Origin of the sequence: Rhodococcus sp. IC4_135 (genome assembly GCF_011602025.1) — a bacterium.
GTDB classification, from domain to species: Bacteria; Actinomycetota; Actinomycetes; order Mycobacteriales; family Mycobacteriaceae; genus Rhodococcus_F; species Rhodococcus_F baikonurensis.
The window spans coordinates 288,759-307,430 of record NZ_JAAOLG010000005.1 but is presented as its reverse complement, the minus strand read 5'-3'; the positions used below and the strand labels follow the sequence as shown (position 1 = coordinate 307,430).

The following is an 18,672-nucleotide window of genomic DNA, read 5'->3' as shown; positions in this document are numbered from 1 at the left end:
CCACAAACTTACGATCAACCACGGCAAAGACTTACGCATCTCTAGGGAAAGCGAATTTGTCTACGGCAACAGAGCGTTTAGGTAGTCGCCACGCACCTCAGCCAACGCGGAACTGCGAGCAACTTCGGCTTGGTGAATCTCATCTGTGGACGATTTGATGTTCGATGATCCCTCAACGTCCCGCCCGGATTTCGCAACCAGTTTGTCCATCCGCTCGTCGATTCCGGCGCTCTTGCCGATACGACGGATCGTCTGCGTCTGAATCTGTACGGCGCGCAGTCGATCACGGTACTCGGATAGTGAGGTAATTCGCTCCATCACTGGCTGAACAACATTGGTATCTAGTTCCTCGATGTGGCGCAGCCACAGTTTTCGGGCATGTTGGATCTCAGAGGTGTCACCGATCGGTTCGCTACCGATATCGACTCTGACTGATGCGACATCGAGCAGATGCGTGGTGATGCTCGCAAGTTCTTTGTCGACGTCGACAGGTCCGGTCGCGGACGTGAGGAAGGCTTCCACCGCGATATCGTGAAGCGACCGAATCTCTTGCACGATAGACGATGCAACGCTGATCACGGCCCAAAAATGCCGCCGCAATGGATCAGCAAGCGCCTGTTCCCTGTGCCGCTCTGCGGTTCCAAACACATAAGCATTCTTGATCTCGTACCAAAATCCCAACTCGTCTTTTCCGAGAGCCCACACAGTGACCTTCTTGTCACGGAGAACAGGATTGCCGGTGTGAATGTCGATCTTGCCGTACCAGTAGAACCGATTGACGTACTTGTTACGCGCTTTTCCTTCGGGAAGTAGTGAAAGTTCCACGGCTTGCTGCGCGTATCTGTCAGCCGGCCCGAAGACGGCATTGGCAGTCAACTCAGCATCTGCTTTCTCAATTAATCGAATGATTGCGGAGAACCGATCGCCTCGTCGGGAGGAGCGGGAGACAGAGTCGTTCAAGGTCGAAGTCCTTTCGAGTGCCGGCCCGCGACCGCTAGTACTCATTTGTCGAAGTACCAACTTTGGGCACAGGCCACTCTATCGCTCAGGGTCTGCTCTTTCGGAGCCCCTGTGTCTTAGCTGCCGCGTACAGCTTGCAAGTAAGGCCGTGCGATTTCGCATGGAAGCGGCCGTAGATTGAGAGGACAGAGCCACGGGATGGAATTCATCACGTCTGCAGGCAAGCGGAGGAGGCAGCTGACGTCCGAAAGACAGCCAGTGTCAGGACCCTCCGAGTTGCGCAGTCCCGGAAGCCTGTTCGTTGCTCCAATTCTCGGATGGCGTCACCGGGCAGAACTCAATGGCCGGAGCTAAATCGACTGCAACAGTTGAGTTCGGTGTTCGTTGGCCGACGCGGCGGCGGTGACGTTCGAGCGGATTCCGCCGATCCTGTCGATCACCGATCGGGAGCTACTCGGAATTAGTCGTCGTGCGCAGAAAGCGGCTGCGCATTTGGGCTACGCGGCGCCCTGGTCGAGTGAACGGAATGACGTTAGATTCCTAACACGGTCTGGTTGGGGAACCCGAGGATCTGAGAGGCTTGAAATGATTGCGGGTGGCTGGATTTGGTTTCTGCCGTTGCCATGGGAAAGGCGAATAGTGTTCCCGAAAGCCATTCCGTGCGAGCTTGGCGGTACTCAATGCTACTTCTAACGTGAGCGAGGGTCCGCGAGGTAGCTCAGACGTACTCCGATTCACTGGATACTGTTCAGTAGTGAACAAGCCATAGACCGCGCGTTGATCGCCACCTGGACTATCTGCCTCGACGGCTCTGTCAAGAATCGCAAAAGTCGTGCCAAAAAATCCGCGAATGTCTGTGCGGCAACACAGTTCACCGGAATGGCTTACCCCGGCATACTCCGAAACCAGTCTCGTACGTCTGCAACAGGTACGCACGCTCTTCCGGCGTGAGCTTGTGTCCACTCTCGATTTTTGCCGTTCACGACGTCCTGCACACAAATCGTCCACTAAAAACTATGCCATATCGGATTTTGCAACGACAGCAAAATGGACGGAACGCGTTGAAATTTCCAGGTGAATCGCACACAGGAGCGTGTTTGAGATCATCCGGCATAGACGATGGTCAAGTGCACGCACGGACGCGCAGGAAGCCGCTCAAGCGGTTTCTAGGGAACTCATCTGGATCGCGCTAATCGACCAGCCGAAAGAAGGGCGGACGGTCTAGTATTGTCCACCCTCATAATGTTTCGGAGAGCACTCAGCTCGACCACATCGGAAAGACCACCATATGAGCCGTACGACCGCCCTCGTCGCTGCCACTGTCCTGGCGGCAGCCCTGTTCCTCGCTGCTTGCGGCAGCGACGATGACGCCAAGGTTGAAACCAACAGCATCTCGTCATCCTCTCAAGGGCAGGAGGTAGAGACCCCGGCCCAGCCGGTTTCCAAGTCCGAATCTGTCGTGCAGAGATTCACCACGGCTCTCGATGACCTCGGCATCGAGCACGCCGAGCCCGAGCGTGCCGAGGTTGCATTGTCGGGGGCTCAGATGCGTTTCGATATGCCAGTGAACGGCTACGACGCCGGAATCAACATCTTCCCTGACAAGGAGACGCTCGCGGCGTGGCAGAAGGCCAGCGATTCCCTCGGCGGGATTCACATCGCTCTACCCGATGCGGATGCCGTGCTGACATTGAACAGTTCCGACGGGATCGCTGACTCAGCGAAGATCGCCCCGATGATCGCTGAGGCCGTCGGCGGCACCGCACACGGGGTTTAGGTGACATCCGGCGACTCCCCAGCGCTATCCGGGGGTCGCCGGTGAGTGCAGTCAACTCTTGAAACTGACGGTGCTGTTTGACGAGCACACCGAAACCCGCAGAATGACGTTCAGGGGTGATGTTGGGTATCCACGACCAATGAGACTGGTCAACCGCTATGTTTTTCTAGCGGTTTCTCTTGGGCCGTTCCGAACTCCGGAAGGACGATCACCATTCCCAGCATCGAACGGCTACATCCAGTGCGGCGGAGGACCCGAGCCGTCGCAGTGCTCAGTGCAACTGGCTTCGCCGCCGCTCTGGCGGTAACCCCCGCGGCGGCCGACACGGTGATCGCCAACATCCCAATCATCGGCCAACCGTGGGGCATGGCGATGACGTCCGACGGCAAGCATGCCTACGTCGCTAGCGGTTACACAGGTCTTGTTTCCGTGGTCGACACCGTCACAAACTCTCTGGCCACGACCATTGACCAGGACCTGGGCGACCCCGTCGCGATTGCCTTGACGCCCGACGGTACCCGCGCCTACGTTGCCAGCAGAAGTGGCGGAGTTTCGGTGGTAGACACCGCGACCAACACCCGACTCGGCGGAATCGGCGTCGGTTCGACCCCTTCCGACATTGCGATCACTCCCGACGGCACTCGCGCCTACGTCACCAACTTCAACTCCACCGCATACGGCACCGTATCGGTCATCGACACCGTCACAAACACCGTCACAAACACGCTCCGTGTAGGAAAGAATCCCCACAAGATTGCCATCACCCCCGACGGTACCCGCGCCTACATCACCAACAACAACAGCGGAACGGTGTCTGCCATCGACATAAATACCAGCGCCATCACCGAAATCGCGGTGGGTTCGTGGCCAGCCGGCATAGCCATCGCCCCCAATGGCAGCCGAGCCTACGTCGCCAACAACAACAGCGGAACAGTGTCCGTGGTTGACACCGCAACGAACGCAGTCGTCAACGTAATCCAGGGACCCCCGCGTCCGAACGCGGTAGCTTTCACCCCTGACGGATCCCGCGCCTACGTAACCGACGGCGCCAACCTCACAATTTCAGTGATCGACACTGCGACCTCCACCGTCGCGACCACCTATCCGATGGATAGCGGTCCGGGTGCCATCGTCTTCACCCCCGATGGCACCCGCGCCTACGTCAGCCTCAGTATCAGTGCCGAGGTCGCCGTGATTGCCATCAAAAAGGATGTACCAAACCTGCCATCAACAGGCTCGCTGGGAAGCCGCGGCTCTTGAGACTGCGCCAAATCAGCAGCCGAATCCCACTTCACGGCACTTTTCGAATTGCCGCGTAGAGCTTCGGTTTTGCTGATGCCGCCGAGCACTGTGGCTCCCGCCTGCTGATCGAGACGGGAGTGGGCAGCGTCCCCAAGCGAACCTCGGTGGGTCTCACTTCAATTGTCGGTAGAGACCGCCTGGAAGTATTGCCGGACAAGGCGCTCACCGACACCCGGCCGCAGGTTTCGGCGGAGTCCGCCGAATGCGGTGAACTCGGCGACTTCACGCGCACCGCCCGCCTGGCTTTCCCGGCACCGCCGACAATTCCGGATCCGTGTCACCTATCGCCTGAACAGCCATCGCGGCAGCTTCACGTGCACGCCACAACGCACTAGTGGTCGCCTCCGTCAGACTGACCAGAACAGCCTCGTCGCGCGAACGAACAAGGATGAATCCGAGCCCGACGATCCCACAGCAGCGGATGTATTCGTCTTCGGACTCCACCGCCTGCAGGATGTCGTCATTGTCGGCGCCGCGCGCGAACTCGAGCATGAGCGCGAGGTTCGCGCGCGGGCCGGGCAATCCTGAACGCTCCGTCAGGTAACTCCACAGTCCATCGCCGTCCAGATCCGCGAACGTCATGGGAGTCCTTTCGTCGGTACGCCCAATCCTGTCATCGCGGATCTACACGCGCAGCATTTCCGATCAGTGAGCCGGGAGAAGGGACGTCTCCTGCTGCACACCGTCTTCTGCGCCGATCTGGACGATGTTTCGCGGCAGGAACACGGCTGCGATCGCACCGAGAACTGCTGCAGCAGCACCGATCAGGAACGCGATACGCATGCCCTCGTCGGTGTAGAACACAGCGCCCTCCATCGCCATCGCGATGTGCGAGTTCAAGACCGTGAAGGCGATGACGGGAAGCACTGCAGGGAAGATGCTCTGGAAGACTGCAACCATGCTCGCCGTGGTTGCCTGCAACTGCGGCGGCACTGCTTCGATGAGCAGGTTCGGAATGGAGGCGTAACCCATACCCATACCGACGCCGAAGATTCCGGCAAAGATGATGAGCAGCGGCTTGTTGTCGTGAATGGTTGCCGTCAAGGTGAATCCGACTGCCATGAGGATCATTCCGATGATCATCAGCAGGCGGGGTCGAATGTTGCGGCCCACGAGGAAGCCCACGATCAAACCACCGACCACCACCATGCCACCCAGCGGCGCCTGGAAGATCGCGAATCCTTCTGCCGTGACACCGAATCCGTATCCCAGGCCGAGAACTGCGGGGGTCATCACCATCATCGGCAGCAGAATCGTGAAGACTCCCGACGCGCCGTAGCAGAACCCGGCTCCGACGGCGGTGAGCATCACCGAACGCTTGCCGAAGTAGCGCAGGTCGATCAAGGGTTCACGGATGGCCCGGGCAGAGGCAACCCACGCCACCAGCAGTGCAACGCCGCCGATCAGATAGGCCAGTGTCGAGCCGTTCTTCCAGCCCCAGGTCGGTCCGAAGCTGACGCCGATGAGAATTCCGGCGATGCCTGATCCGAGCAGTACCGCACCGATCAGATCCAGCGAAGAGCGCAGTCGCACAGCTGATTCCGCCGTCGAAGCGAAAATCATTCCACCGAGCAGAACCAAACCGATGACGAAGAACCAGAAGATGCTCCGGAACCCGTGGTTGTCGATCAACCAACCGGTGAGGAACGGCGCCGGAATAGCGATCAGGCCCATGCCGGAGGTCGCGATACTGACCGCCAGAGCAACGGTTTTCGGCGGAAACACGTCGCGGATGAGGGAGTAGCTCAAGAACAGGCAGGGGACCAGTAGGCCCGTCAGCGACCGGCCCAGAATCAGGACGGCATAAGTGGGCGCAACCGCCGAAATGAAGGATCCGACCGCCGCGCCGGCGACCGCCAGGAGCAGGACTTTTCGTTTGCCGTACATGTCGGCGAGCTTGCCGAGCAGAGGAGACGCTACCGCGCCGAGCAGCAGGAACGACGTGAGCAGCCAGGCTCCCTGCGTCGTTTGATAATGCACCGAGATGGCGGGCAGCGCAGTGGAAATCATCATGTAGCTCACCGCGAGCATTTCGAGAAGTAGAACGATCGACGCCAGCGAGAACACCAGTCGCGGAGTCCACCGCTCCGGCATCGACGTCGAATCGGGCAGACTGGGAGACGAACCGTCGCTGTGGACATGAGACGCCATGGCTGGAGAATCCTTTCGGGACACCTGCGAATTCGATTGACCCCCTGCCGAATACCGTCGGCCGGGGCCTTGCGGGGAAGTGCAGTGGAACGACAGCTACCGTTCTCGGCAACGTGTTACCTGCATCACAGCCCTCGCGTCGAACACGCGCTACAGAATGTTCCGCGGAGCGGGACAATCAGGACAAGGTCTGATTGGCGCCCCAGATGGAGCCCCAGATACGACTGTGCGCCGTTTCGGTAGCGGTAACTACCAAAACGGCGCACAGAGGCCGAAGGCCTTAGAGAACTATGTTCACCATCTTGCCCGGCACAACGATCACCTTGCGTGGTGCGTTGCCCTCGAGCAGCGCGACGATCTTCTCGTCGGCCAGGGCGATCTCCTCGACAGCCTTGCGATCGGCATCCGCCGGGACGCTGATGCGGCTACGAACCTTGCCGTTGACCTGGATCGGGTACTCGACGGTGTCCTCGACGAGCCACTTCTCCTCGACAGCGGGGAAGGGGCCGTGCGCAAGAGATTCCGTGTGTCCCAGACGCGACCACAGCTCTTCCGCGAGGTGCGGCGCCAGGGGAGCGAGCATCAGCACCAACGGCTCGACGGCAGCACGGGGCGCGCCACCCGGGAACGCCTTGGTGAGGTGGTTGTTGTACTCGATCAGCTTCGCAGCGGCCGTGTTGTCGCGCAGCGCCGTGTAATCCTCGATGACACCGGAAATCGCCTTGTTGAGCGCACGCAGCGTCTCCTCACCGGGTGCTTCGTCGGTGACACGGGGCTTGCCGGTCTCCTCGTCGATGACGACGCGCCACACTCGCTGCAGGAATCGAGCAGCACCGACGACGTCCTTGGTCGCCCACGGACGCGAGGTGTCCAGCGGACCCATCGACATCTCGTACACACGCAGGGTGTCTGCACCGAACTCGGCGCAGATCTCGTCCGGCGCAACGGCATTCTTCAGGCTCTTGCCCATCTTGCCGTACTCGCGGTTGACCTCGGCGCCCTCGTAGAAGAACTTGCCGTCACGCTCGACGACGTCTTCTGCGGGCACGTAGACGCCGCGGGCATCGGTGTACGCGAATGCCTGGATGTAGCCCTGGTTGTAGAGGCGGCGGTACGGCTCGCTCGAGGACACGTAGCCCAGGTCGAACAGGACCTTGTGCCAGAAGCGCGAGTACAGCAGGTGCAGCACCGCATGCTCGACGCCGCCGACGTACAGGTCGACTCCACCGGGATCGTTGGGGCCGTGCAGTTCCGGACGGGGACCCGTCCAGTACGCCTCGTTCTGCGGGTCGCAGAAGGCGTCCTGGTTGGTGGGGTCGATGTAACGCAGCTGGTACCACGAGCTGCCCGCCCACTGCGGCATGACATTGGTGTCGCGGTGGTAGGTCTGCAGTCCGTCGCCGAGATCGAGCTCGACGTTGACCCAGTCGGTCGCCTTGTTCAGCGGGGGAGAGGGCTCGGAGTTGGCGTCGTCCGGATCGAAGGACACGGGTGCGTAGTCCTCGACCTCCGGAAGCACCACGGGCAGAGCTGAATCCGGCAGGGCGTGCGCGTTGCCGTCCGCGTCGTAGACGATCGGGAAAGGCTCACCCCAGTAACGCTGACGCGCGAAGAGCCAGTCGCGCAGCTTGTACTGGATGGTGCCCTTGCCCTGGCCACTCTCCTCGAGGCGGCTGATGACGGTCGCCTTGGCCTCGGCCACGTCCAGACCGTCGAGGTAGTCGGAGTTCACCAGCGCGCCGTCGCCCGAATACGGCGCCTCCGAAACATCGCCACCGGCAATAACTTCGAGAATCTCCAGACCGAACGCGTTCGCGAACTCCCAGTCACGGTGATCGTGTCCCGGAACTGCCATGATCGCGCCGGTGCCGTAGCCGGTCAGCACGTAGTCGGCGATGAAGATCGGGACCTTGTGGCCGTTGACCGGATTGACGGCGTAGGAACCGAGGAAGACGCCCGTCTTCTCCTTGTTTTCCTGACGCTCCAGGTCGGTCTTGGCGGCAATCGACTTACGGTATGCAGCAACAGCTTCCGCCGGCGTCGTAGCGCCGCCGGTCCAGCGTGCGTCGACACCTTCGGGCCACTCGTCCGCAACGAGCTTGTCGACCAGAGCATGCTCGGGAGCCAACGTCACGTAGGTGGCACCGAACAGCGTGTCGGGGCGCGTCGTAAATACATCGATGCCGTATTCGCCTGCGGCGAAAGTAACCTCGGCGCCGTAGGAGCGTCCGATCCAGTTGCGCTGCATGGCCTTGACCTTGTCCGGCCAATCCAGGTACTCGAGGTCGTCGACCAGGCGATCGGAGTACGCGGTGATGCGCATCATCCACTGCTGGAGGTGCTTGCGGAAGACCGGGAAGTTTCCGCGGTCACTACGACCGTCGGCGGTGACCTCCTCGTTGGCCAGCACGGTACCCAAACCGGGGCACCAGTTGACCATCGAATCCGACTGGTAGACAAGGCGGTACGAATCCAGAACCTTGGCCTTTTCGGCCACTGTCAGCGACGCCCACTCGCGTCCGTCTTCCAGAGCGCGCTCACCGGAATCGAACTCGGCTTCCAGCTCGGAGATACGACGCGCCTTACCGGCAGCCTTGTCGTACCAGGCGCCGTGGATCTGCAGGAAGATCCACTGCGTCCAGTGGTAGAAGTCGACGTCGGTCGTCGCGAGGCTACGACGCTCGTCGTGTCCCAGACCCAGGCGTCGCAGCTGGCGCTTCATGTTGGCGATGTTGGACTCGGTGGTGGTCCGCGGGTGGGTGCCCGTCTGCACGGCGTACTGCTCGGCCGGGAGCCCGAAGGCGTCGTAGCCGAGGGTGTGCAGGACATTGCGGCCCTGCATGCGATGGAAGCGCGCGAAGACGTCCGTGGCGATGTATCCGAGTGGGTGACCGACGTGCAGGCCCGAACCCGAGGGGTACGGGAACATGTCCTGAACGAAGAGCTTGTCGGCAGGAACACCGTCGGGCGAGGAGAGCGGACCGACCGGATTGGGCGCGTTGAACGTGCCTTCCTCACTCCAGCGGTCCTGCCAGTGCTGCTCGATCTGGCCGGCGAGCTCCGCGGTGTAGCGGTGCTGCGGAGTTGCGTCGGCTGGTGAATCGGGGGACTGCGGAGACTCGGTCACTGTGGTCGCTATCTACTTGGCTGACGGAAATACCGATAACCAGGGTAGAGCCTGCGCGACCCGGGCATACCATCAACTCCACTCGCGCCTATCCTGTATGGGTGATCGTTGTCGCTGTGGTGCTATTCGTGCTCGCTGTCGCCGTCGGTGGAGTTGCTGTCGCCGGACTGATCGGCAAACTCCCGCGGAACCGCTGGGCCGGTGTCCGCACCGAAGATTCCCTGCGGAGCGAGGAGTCGTTCGCCCTCGCCAACAAGGTGGCCGGTCCGACCATGCTCGCGGCCGCCGGAATGTTGGTCATCGGCGGAGTCGCAGCATTGACCATCGGCGGAGTCTTCGGCGTCGCGGTCGCGATCATCGCCGTCGTCGTCGCCGTCCTCACTGCCGGTTTCGGTGGAGGCATCGGTGCCCGCGCTGCCGCCGCACTCCCGCAGCAGAGCGGATGCGGTAACGACTGCAACTGCGGCGGACACTCCGAGCCTGCCGCAGACGAGCCGGTGGCGGAGACCCCCGAGGCCAAGGCGAGCGCTGCCGCTTGCGGCACCGCTTCCTGCGGTGCCTGCGCGCTCAAGGATGCTTGCCAGCCGGCTCATTGATTCACGTGAAACATCGCGTGGTCGACCCGGCCGGGGTCGTATTCGGGCTAGTCGTTCCGCTGTTGTGTGCGGTCTTCGGCTTCGTCCTGACAAAAATGTGGGAGCCTCGCCTCCCGGAGCAGATCGCGACTCACTGGACCACTACCTCGCCGGACGGCTTCTCCACCCCGTCTTCCAACGCGTGGACCATTGCACTTCTGACGCTGCTCTTCGGTGGCGGTCTCAGCGCTATTGCCGCTCTTGCTCCCGCGATGTTGATGATGCGTCGATTCATGTTGGTTGTCGGACTGAGCGTGGTCGGGCTCATCACGACAGTGAACTTCGCTCTGCTCTACACCCAACTCGATGTCACCGATCCGACTACGACGTCACTCCCGCTGTGGTCTCTCGGTGTCGGCTTTGTCGTCGGCGCGGTGCTGGGTTGGATCGGTGCCTCATTCCTGCGCGACTACCGCGGCCGCACGCTTGCCGCGACCAAACCATCGGCCGGGTTGCCTCGAAGCAGCTGCCCTCTACCCATCTCCGACGACGTCGGATTCAGCACCAAAGGCTCGGCGATCCTCACTGCGATCACTCTGGCACCCGGAGTCGTCATGGCGTTGTCGATGCGGTCACTCTGGCCGCTGTTCATCTTCGGGGCACTCGGACTGCTCGTCGTCAGCCTGGTGCGCTTCCGGGTGATCGTCGATGAACGGGAAATTCGGGTGATCAACATGGGGATGGCTGCGATGACCTACGGCATCGACGAAGTTGTCGAAGCCGACGTCGCGGAGATCAAACCGTTCGCGGACTTCGGCGGCTGGGGACTCAAGACGAAGGGTCGTCGCAACTACGGCGTCGTCACCCGCACCGGGCCGGCGGTGGTCGTCACCTTCGCCGGTGGCGACCGGCTCACGATCACGACACCGAAGGCCGAAGACATCGCCGGGTCCCTCAACCGAGTGGCCGACACCCGGACTCGGTAACCGCCGAGCCTGAGCCGATCGCTTCCTGAGTCTTTTCCAGGTACCCACACGCCGCCGCCCTGGCTTTGCTGACATCTCGTTCGGCAATTGCTTCGGCGACTCCCCGGTGATGCGAGGACGTCAGCGACGGCGGATGCACCCCTTCGGTCACCTCGTAGGTGGCGCGAACGGTTTCGAGGATCCCGGCAAACAGATCTTTCAGGACCGGATTGTGAGCGGCATCGACGACGGCAATGTGAAATGCGAGATCCACGTCGACGAAGTTCTCCGCTGGGACGTCACGCTTGGCGGCCAGCTCACGAAGTGTCCGAACATCGTCGGCGCTGCGACGCTCACACGCCAAGCGGACTGCTTCCATCTCGAGCGCACGACGCACTTCGAAGACGTATTTCATCTCGTCGACGGACGCGTGTTTGCCGAGCAGGCCGCCGATGTCGGTCCGAGCACGCACGAAGGTCCCTGATCCGCGACGGATCTCGAGGACTCCCGTCGACGTCAGTGTCTTGATCGCTTCGCGCACGGTGTTCCGGCCGACGCCGAGAACACTCATCAACTCCGGCTCGGTCGGAACCCGGTTGCCGACGGTCCAGGCGCCGTCGGAGATCTGCGCGCGCATCCAGTCGAGGGATTGCTCGTACGCGGACTCCTTGCGAACAACGGTCATCTACTCATCCTCACAGCATTCGCGGCGATCATTCCACTCACCTACGATACGTAGGACGACCCATGTATTTTCGAACTCAGTCTTCAGGAGGGGCTTCCCACGTCCGCCACCGCTGTCGCCACCGAACAACGCACACGCCGCACCAACCGACACTTCTACGGCGTGGGCTACGTCCTCACCGTGATCCTTCTGGGCGCGAACATGCCCACCTCCGTCTACGGGCTGTACCGGACCGAGTTCGGGTTCACGCCCACCGTCCAGACGCTCATCTACGGCGTCTACGTCGCCGGGCTCGTTCCGGCATTGCTCTTCTTCGGACCGCTGTCCGACGCCCTCGGTCGACGCACCGTGCTTCTGGCTGCGCTCGCACTGAGCGTCGTCGGCACGCTCGTCCTGGCATTCGCCGACGCGACGGTGTGGTTGTTCGTCGGACGCGTCGCTCAGGGCATCGCGGTGGGCGCGGCCAGCGCGGCGGGTAGTGCCGCACTGGTGGAGCAGGAACCGACGTTCGATCACCGACGGGCAGCGCTCGTCTCGACGGTGACGGGTGCGTTGGGCGGCGCACTCGGACCACTCGTGTCCGGTGCGATCGCCCAGTACCTTCCGCAACCACTGCGGTTGCCGTATCTGATCTTCCTTGTCGCGTTCATCCCGGCACTGATCGTGTTGCTGCTGCTGCCGCGGATCGGGGACATCACACGCCCGAAGCGGTTCTTCCAGATGCCGCATGTTCCCGCCACCATTCGAGAGACGTTCTGGCTCAGCTCGCTCGCCGTCGCGCTGTCGTGGGGCGCAGTCGGGCTCTTCCAGTCGGTGGTCCCGTCGTGGATGACCAGCCTGCTGAACATCGACAACCTTCTGCTCGGCGGTGGGGCAGCCGCACTGGTCATGATCTGCTCGGTGATCGCGCAGCTCGGCGGAAGCCGCATGGACCCGAGGGCGTCCGTCACCGTCGGCCTGGGAATCCTCGCGCTGGGAATGATCGGGTTGCTCGTGGTCGATCTCGTACCCAGCCTCGCGCTGCTGGGCGCCATCACCGTCGTGGTCGGCGCCGGGCACGGTCTGGCGTTTGCCGGCGGCATGAAGCGCGTCAACGCCGCCGCCCGGACCCACGCACGCGAGAGCCACGGTGGAGTTCTGGCCGCGTTCTTAACCGTCAGCTACGCGGGACTCGCGATCCCGTCGATCATCGCGGGTATCGCCATCACCATCCAAGGAATGCAGACGGCCATCATCGAGCTGTCGATCGTCGGGACGCTGCTGTGCCTGGCCGTGATGGGCTTCAACCTTCGTGGGGCTCGAGAGCCCGTCGACGCACGCCGTTATCCTTAGCCAGGTGAAGTTTCTCAGTAGGTTCTACATCGACGGGTTCATCCTCGGCATCATCATCGCCGGCGTGCTCGGAAGTGTGTTCCCGGTATCGGGTACCGCGGAGAGCATTCTGAACTGGGCCACCAAGATCGCCATCGGCTTCCTGTTCCTGCTCTACGGCGCACGGCTCTCACCGCAGGAAGCCTGGAAGGGCGTCAAGCACTGGCGACTGCACACCGTCGTCCTCGCCGCGACATTTGTGCTCTTCCCGTTGATCGGCCTAGCTCTGCGATTCCTGTCGCCGACCCTGATCAGCGACGACCTCTACACCGGCCTCCTCTACATGTGCCTCGTTCCGTCGACGGTTCAGTCGTCGATCGCGTTCACCTCGATCGCCAAGGGAAACGTCGCCGGCGCGATAGTCAGTGCGTCGTTCTCCAACCTGATCGGCGTCTTCGTCACGCCGCTGCTGGTGGTTCTGCTGATGAACACCACCGGCCAGGCGACCGTCGACTTCTCGTCGATCCTCGACATCGTCGTGCAGCTGCTGATCCCGTTCATCGTCGGTCAGCTGATCCGCCCGCTGGTGATCGGATGGCTGCAGAAGTACGCCGAACCCACCAAGTACGTCGATCGTGGATCGATCATCCTTGTTGTCTTCGCCGCCTTCAGTGAAAGCATGAAAGAGGGGATCTGGAGCACCGTCACGATCTGGCAGATCGTGATCCTCACAATCGTGTGCTGCCTGATCCTCGCGCTGGTTCTCGGCGTCACTGCCTTCGCGGGGCGCAAACTCGGCTTCGATCTTCCCGATCAGATCGTCATCATCTTCTGCGGGTCGAAGAAGTCCTTGGCAACGGGCCTACCGATGGCGGCCGTGCTGTTCGCGGGCCAGCCCGTCGGCCTGATCGTGTTGCCGCTGATGATCTTCCATCAGATCCAACTGATCGTCTGTGCTGCCATGGCGCAACGCTTCGCGAATCGGGATCCGGTGAGCGTCAGCTAGCGAGCAACGCGTCCCGGGTCGCGTCGACGCAGCCACAACCGCCCTGCAGTTCAGCACAATCGATGGACAACGCATGGCGACTCGATGCCAGGTCGACACAGTTCACCCCGGTGCATTCGAGCGATCCGTCGACATGTCGCAGCAGAGAATCGTGGCAGTGATCGACATCCGAAACACAATCCGCGCACTGGATCTGACGCTCAGCGATCATTACTGCCACCTCTCTCGAAAACGATGACACAGGAATATCATCGACCTCCGACAGATCAGTTCCGTTCGACCTCGATGGGGTGGCTGGCCAGCATCGCTACGGGCAGCGGCTGGCGTCGTAGCACCCGTGCCCAGACATCGACTCGGGGCGGCGTCAGCACATCCGACGGCAGTGAGCTGATCACCATCCAGTCTTCACGCTCGAGCTCCGAATCCAGCTGCCCCAGAGTCCAACCCGAGTACCCGGCAAAAATGCGGATCCCTTCGACCAGAGGAGCGATCACCTCCGGGTCCGAGTCCAGATCCACCATGACTACCTTGCCGTCCACCCGCCGCAGGCCGGCGACGCCGTCGATCCGTGCACCGTTGCGAGCGATTCCCAGGCAAAGCGCCGAGTCACGCTTGACTGGTCCACCGATGTACAGCGCCGAAGGATGCGCGGTCAACGGCGCCCACTGCGGCAACACGTTCTGCACGGCCGTCTCACTCGGCCGATTGACGACGACGCCCAAGCTCCCGGCGTCGTTGTGCTCGATCATGTAGATGACGGTGCGGCGAAATGCAGGTTCCGTGAGATCGGTCGACGACACCAACAAACTGCCCGGACGAACCTCCGGTTCTATCCAGGCCATTCGATCCTCGGGTTCTTCTGCGTGCGCCACAAAGACATCATCTCACCGACAACTGCGTGCGGAGGAACGAGACACAGGCGTGTTCAGGTCAGACCCGCCACATCGGCAAGTAGTGCCAGATGCCGCTCGAAAATCTCGCTCGCGTCGGTGAACGTATCGCTTCCGTACTGCCCGAACACCTCGAAGTTCACCGAGCCGAACAGCGATACCCAGACGAGAGTTGCGCGCACTGCGGCATCCGGCGGCAGGTCGGTGCCCAGTTCTTTCCGCACTCCCTCGAGGTCCATTGCCAGCGTGTCACTCAGGTCCGGACCCTCTCGCACCGTGAGTGCGCCCGCTCGATGTGCGGCGTCGATGATCCCGATCAGCCGGGTCACGACGAGGGTGCCAGGGCCGGTGGTCTGCTCGCCCGGAGCGTCGTAACCGGGGACGGGGCTGCCGAACAGCAGACCGTAGCGGGCCGGTTCCCGGATCGCCCAACTCCGGACGGCACGTCCGAGAGCAACGAACTGCCCGCGAAAATCCTCTGCTGCAACGGCATTCACGGCGGCGTCCACTTCCGAGCCCAGTTCCGTGTACCCGTCCACCACCAGCAAGGTCAGCAGTTCGTCGCGACTGGCGACGTAGCGGTACACCGCTGAGGACACGACTCCCAGGTCACGTGCGACGGCCCGCAGAGACAAAGCTGCGGCGCCGACGGCGGCAAGATGCTCGCGTCCGATCCGGGTGATGTCCTGCAGCGTCTGTTCGCGCGCCCGCTCACGGGGAGTCCCAACCATGAGTCCATCTTGCCCCATGATCGAGAGCAGTATCAACAAAAGAGAGCACTGCTCTTGACAGTGCTGAGGCGCGGGTGCATTCTTGAAAACGAGAGCAGTGCTCTCAGTTCACCCGAAACGAGAAGGAGCACACCATGTCGAACCTCGAAATCGTCACCGGAGCAGGACCTGTCGGATCCGCCGTCGCGCTACAGCTCGCCGAGCAGGGCATCAATGTCCGCCTCCTGACCAGGTCCGGCAGCGGGCCGGAGCACCCGTTGATCGACCGTCGACGCGTCGACGTCTCGGATTCCGAGGCCCTGCGTTCCGTCAGCGAAGGCGCCACGGCCATCTACCACTGCATCCACGCCGCCTACAACGCAGCCGATTGGGAGCGGGAACTCCCGGCGGCCGAGAAGGTCGTGCTCGACGCGGCCGCATCCATCGGCGCCGTCGTGGTCTTCCCCGAAAGCCTCTACGCCTACAACTCCGACACCTTGATGACCGAATCCGATCCACGCAACGCCACCGGCGGCAAGCGTGGCGTGCGGACCGCGCTGCTGCGTGCTCGCGAGGCTTCGGCAACACCTACCGTCAGCGTCGTCGCCTCGGACTTCTTCGGCCCCCGCGTCCGCACCGCCCACGCCGGCGAGCGCATGGTTCCGAAGGTCATGGCAGGTAAGAAGATTCGTGTCATCGGTTCCGCAGATCAGCCGCACTCCTTCACCTACATCCCCGATCTCGCAGCAGCGATGATCGCGGCGGCACACAACCCCGAACTTTGGAACTCCGTCCTCCACGCACCCACCGGCCCCGCGCTCACTCAGCGCAAGATCGCCGAGGCCTTCGCCCGCGCCGCCGGGGCATCCCCCGCCAAGGTGGGCGTCCTGCCCGCCTGGGTGCTCGACGCAGTCGGCAAGGTCAACACCGACAGCCGCGAGCTCGCGGAGATGAACTACCAGTTCACCAAGCCGTTTGTCATGGACTCGAGTGCCAGTGAAGTGCTCCTCGGACTCTCACCGACACCGCTCGATCAGGCCGCCGAGGAGACCGTCGCGTGGTGGCGCGCGGAACAGGCTCGCACCGCTGCTGCCTGAATCTGGAGGTGGGCCGGGCATCACTCAGAGCTGCGTGAGATAGCGTCGACTGAGAGCGACGATGGCCACGAAACACGCTGCGACGAAGATCATCCCGATGCGTGCCCCACCAACGGAGTTCGACGCACTCAGAGCGATGCCCAGGGCCGCGACGCCGATCGCCATGCCCGTTTGCCGGGAGGTATTCAGAACCCCCGAGGCAAGCCCGGCGAACGATTTGTCGATCGCTGCCATCGCCGCTCCATTGCAGCTGGGGCCGAACACACCACACCCGAGACCGACGAGGGCCGTGCCCGCCATCACCACAGGCCAGGTATCGCTGTCCCCGATCGCGGTGCACAGCAGCGCGCCGATCGCAGCAGTGGACGCACCGACAGTCAGGAGCCAGCACATACCGCGACCTGCCCACACACGGTTGAGGATCAGTGTTCCGAACGTCCACAACACCGCAAACGGCAGAAAGAACAGTCCTGTCCGCAGCGCCGAACAGCCCCAGTAGGACTGAATGAATATCGCGAGCATGAATTGCATGCCGTAGGCCCCGAATTGAAAGGCGAATCCGTTTGCTATGGAAGCCGAAAACGCCGGTTTACGGAAGATCGACAGCGGCAGAACCGGATGCCGGGTCCGGCCCTCGACGACGAAGAACCCAACGAGCGCTGGCACACATCCGAGTAGCAACGCCAGCGCCAACGGATCAGCCCATCCGCGGGAGCCGCCTTCGATCAAACCGGCCACCAGGAGGGCAAGTCCGGCGATGCCGAGAAGCTGCCCGGGAAGGTCGTAGGATTCCGCATCGCGCGTCGCGGTTTCACGGACATGCCGCCAGCACAGCCACAGAGCCAGAAGCCCGATGGGTACATTGACGAAGAAGATCGAGCGCCAACCGATGAACTCGGTCAACATGCCTCCTCCGATCGGTCCTGCGACCAATGCGATTCCGCCCGTTGCTCCCCAAATCGTGATTGCCTTGGCACGCGCGATCGGATCCGGATAGGTGCGTGCAATGATCGCCAGTGTCGTTGGAAGAAGCCCGGCAGCAGCGATTCCCTGCAGGCACCGAAATGCCGCCAGCGATAGAAGGTTTGGGCTGATGGCGCACAACAGAGAAGCCGCCGTGAAGCCGCCCAACGACCACAGGAAGACACTGCGGGAACCGACTCGGTCCGCCAGAACTCCCGCTGTGAGCAACAGGCTTGCCAGAGGAATCGTGTAGATGTTCACCAACCATTGCAACGCGGCAATGGAGCCACCGATGTCGCGTTCGATTGCCGGTAACGCGACATTGAGAGCGCTACCGTCCAACAGGATCATGAAGAATCCAAGACAAACCGCAGTCAGTGCCAGTGCTTGAACCATTGAATCCCGCACTGGTGCAATATTTTTCGTTTCATCAGAGACTGCGTCGCCGACCGAACTGTCATGTGAGATGTTGCTCGTATCCATAGGAGGCCCCCGTCTCCGGAAATTCTGTACCTGTAAGTACAAACGGCTGTCGCTCAGACTGTACATACCCATAGGTACAATGTCTCTATGGACAGTGCCGAACGGCTGATCGCGAGCATGCAAGAACTGTTGTGGGAGCGTGGTTACTCCGGAACCAGCCCACGTGCCGTGCAGAAAATGGCTGACGTCGGGCAAGGCAGCATGTATCACCACTTCCAGGGGAAAGCGGACCTGGCGGTGGCCGCGGAACATCTCATGGGGCGCGAACTGCAAACGCAAATCAACGAACGACTCAGCTCCGGTGCGACCACCGTCGACAAGATCGCCGCCTTCCTCACGATCGACGAACATGTCCTCCGAGGGTGTCGGCTCGGGAGATTGGTCCAAGACACTGAGGTCGCATCCAACGACGAGTTGCGAGCACCGATCCAGACCATGTTCGTGTGGATTCAACAGAACATTGCATCCACGCTCGAAGACGGGCGCAGCAACGGTGAAATCCGTCCCGATGCGAACATCGAAGCTCTCGCCGCCACCATTCTCGCAGTGCGGCAAGGTGCTTACGTCCTCGCTCGTGCCGCCCAATCCGAAGAACCGTTTCGCAAGGCGGCCGACGGGCTGATCGAAATGTTCACCCACGGGGTCTGCGTGTAAAAGTTCAACGATGCAC

Annotated in this window: 17 protein-coding genes; 9 read left to right on the top strand and 8 right to left on the bottom strand. The window is 61.9% G+C overall.

Annotated features, from left to right (window positions below; genetic code table 11):
• Window positions 1–60 precede the first annotated feature (60 nt).
• Window positions 61–705 carry a hypothetical protein gene (locus G8767_RS13365; RefSeq protein ID WP_166810419.1) on the bottom strand — a complete coding sequence of 215 codons (645 nt, stop codon included), beginning with the start codon at window positions 703–705 and terminating at the stop codon, window positions 61–63.
• Between the two features lie 1,543 nt (window positions 706–2,248).
• On the opposite strand from G8767_RS13365, the gene G8767_RS13360 reads away from it, so the two are divergent.
• Both G8767_RS13360 and G8767_RS13355 read left to right on the top strand, forming a co-directional pair.
• Complete coding sequence (locus G8767_RS13360) at window positions 2,249–2,737, top strand: hypothetical protein (RefSeq protein ID WP_166810418.1); 489 nt, start codon at window positions 2,249–2,251, stop codon at window positions 2,735–2,737.
• Window positions 2,738–3,004: 267 nt separating this feature from the next.
• Window positions 3,005–3,997, top strand: coding sequence for a YncE family protein (locus G8767_RS13355; protein WP_346842986.1), 993 nt, complete (start codon window positions 3,005–3,007; stop codon window positions 3,995–3,997).
• Between the two features lie 264 nt (window positions 3,998–4,261).
• Here G8767_RS13355 and G8767_RS13350 read toward each other — a convergent pair whose 3' ends face one another.
• From G8767_RS13350 to leuS, 3 genes are all read right to left on the bottom strand, one after another.
• Window positions 4,262–4,621: a hypothetical protein gene (locus G8767_RS13350; RefSeq protein ID WP_240952225.1), complete on the bottom strand. Its 360-nt coding sequence runs from the start codon at window positions 4,619–4,621 to the stop codon at window positions 4,262–4,264.
• Window positions 4,622–4,684: 63 nt separating this feature from the next.
• Window positions 4,685–6,133, bottom strand: a complete 1,449-nt coding sequence (locus G8767_RS13345) for an MFS transporter (protein WP_166810443.1) — start codon at window positions 6,131–6,133, stop codon at window positions 4,685–4,687.
• Window positions 6,134–6,470: 337 nt separating this feature from the next.
• Complete coding sequence (gene leuS, locus G8767_RS13340; RefSeq protein WP_166810416.1) at window positions 6,471–9,317, bottom strand: leucine--tRNA ligase; 2,847 nt, start codon at window positions 9,315–9,317, stop codon at window positions 6,471–6,473.
• A 101-nt stretch (window positions 9,318–9,418) separates the two neighbouring features.
• Here leuS and G8767_RS13335 point away from each other — a divergent pair, with 101 nt between their 5' ends.
• Both G8767_RS13335 and G8767_RS13330 read left to right on the top strand, forming a co-directional pair.
• Window positions 9,419–9,913 (top strand): SdpI family protein, encoded by a 495-nt coding sequence (locus G8767_RS13335; protein ID WP_166810415.1) that lies wholly within the window; start codon window positions 9,419–9,421, stop codon window positions 9,911–9,913.
• A gap of 5 nt (window positions 9,914–9,918) precedes the next feature.
• Window positions 9,919–10,878, top strand: a complete 960-nt coding sequence (locus G8767_RS13330) for a DUF1648 domain-containing protein (protein ID WP_346842985.1) — start codon at window positions 9,919–9,921, stop codon at window positions 10,876–10,878.
• On the opposite strand, the gene G8767_RS13325 is transcribed toward G8767_RS13330, so the two are convergent.
• Entirely contained in the window at window positions 10,847–11,542 is a 696-nt protein-coding gene (locus G8767_RS13325; RefSeq protein WP_166810414.1) for a FadR/GntR family transcriptional regulator, read from the bottom strand. The two genes, G8767_RS13330 and G8767_RS13325, sit on opposite strands and share 32 nt — an antisense overlap.
• 162 nt (window positions 11,543–11,704) lie before the next feature.
• Here G8767_RS13325 and G8767_RS13320 point away from each other — a divergent pair, with 162 nt between their 5' ends.
• From G8767_RS13320 to G8767_RS35535, 3 genes are all read left to right on the top strand, one after another.
• The gene (locus G8767_RS13320) at window positions 11,705–12,874 is read left to right on the top strand and encodes an MFS transporter (protein WP_166810413.1); all 1,170 of its coding nucleotides are present in this window, start codon (window positions 11,705–11,707) and stop codon (window positions 12,872–12,874) included.
• A gap of 4 nt (window positions 12,875–12,878) precedes the next feature.
• Window positions 12,879–13,859 (top strand): bile acid:sodium symporter family protein, encoded by a 981-nt coding sequence (locus G8767_RS13315; protein WP_095973468.1) that lies wholly within the window; start codon window positions 12,879–12,881, stop codon window positions 13,857–13,859.
• A gap of 73 nt (window positions 13,860–13,932) precedes the next feature.
• Window positions 13,933–14,097 (top strand): hypothetical protein, encoded by a 165-nt coding sequence (locus tag G8767_RS35535; protein ID WP_172436805.1) that lies wholly within the window; start codon window positions 13,933–13,935, stop codon window positions 14,095–14,097.
• 28 nt (window positions 14,098–14,125) lie between these two features.
• Here the strand turns inward: G8767_RS35535 and G8767_RS13305 are convergent, their stop codons facing one another.
• A complete protein-coding gene (locus tag G8767_RS13305) occupies window positions 14,126–14,731 on the bottom strand; it encodes a YqgE/AlgH family protein (protein WP_124566997.1) in 606 nt (201 codons plus the stop codon).
• A gap of 53 nt (window positions 14,732–14,784) precedes the next feature.
• Window positions 14,785–15,480: a TetR/AcrR family transcriptional regulator gene (locus G8767_RS13300; RefSeq protein WP_166810412.1), complete on the bottom strand. Its 696-nt coding sequence runs from the start codon at window positions 15,478–15,480 to the stop codon at window positions 14,785–14,787.
• Window positions 15,481–15,614: 134 nt separating this feature from the next.
• Between G8767_RS13300 and G8767_RS13295 the strand changes: the two genes are divergently transcribed.
• A complete protein-coding gene (locus G8767_RS13295; RefSeq protein ID WP_166810411.1) occupies window positions 15,615–16,556 on the top strand; it encodes an NAD-dependent epimerase/dehydratase family protein in 942 nt (313 codons plus the stop codon).
• Between the two features lie 24 nt (window positions 16,557–16,580).
• Here G8767_RS13295 and G8767_RS13290 read toward each other — a convergent pair whose 3' ends face one another.
• Complete coding sequence (locus G8767_RS13290) at window positions 16,581–18,002, bottom strand: MFS transporter (protein WP_166810410.1); 1,422 nt, start codon at window positions 18,000–18,002, stop codon at window positions 16,581–16,583.
• Between the two features lie 87 nt (window positions 18,003–18,089).
• On the opposite strand from G8767_RS13290, the gene G8767_RS13285 reads away from it, so the two are divergent.
• Complete coding sequence (locus tag G8767_RS13285) at window positions 18,090–18,656, top strand: TetR/AcrR family transcriptional regulator (RefSeq protein ID WP_095973474.1); 567 nt, start codon at window positions 18,090–18,092, stop codon at window positions 18,654–18,656.
• Window positions 18,657–18,672: the final 16 nt, after the last annotated feature.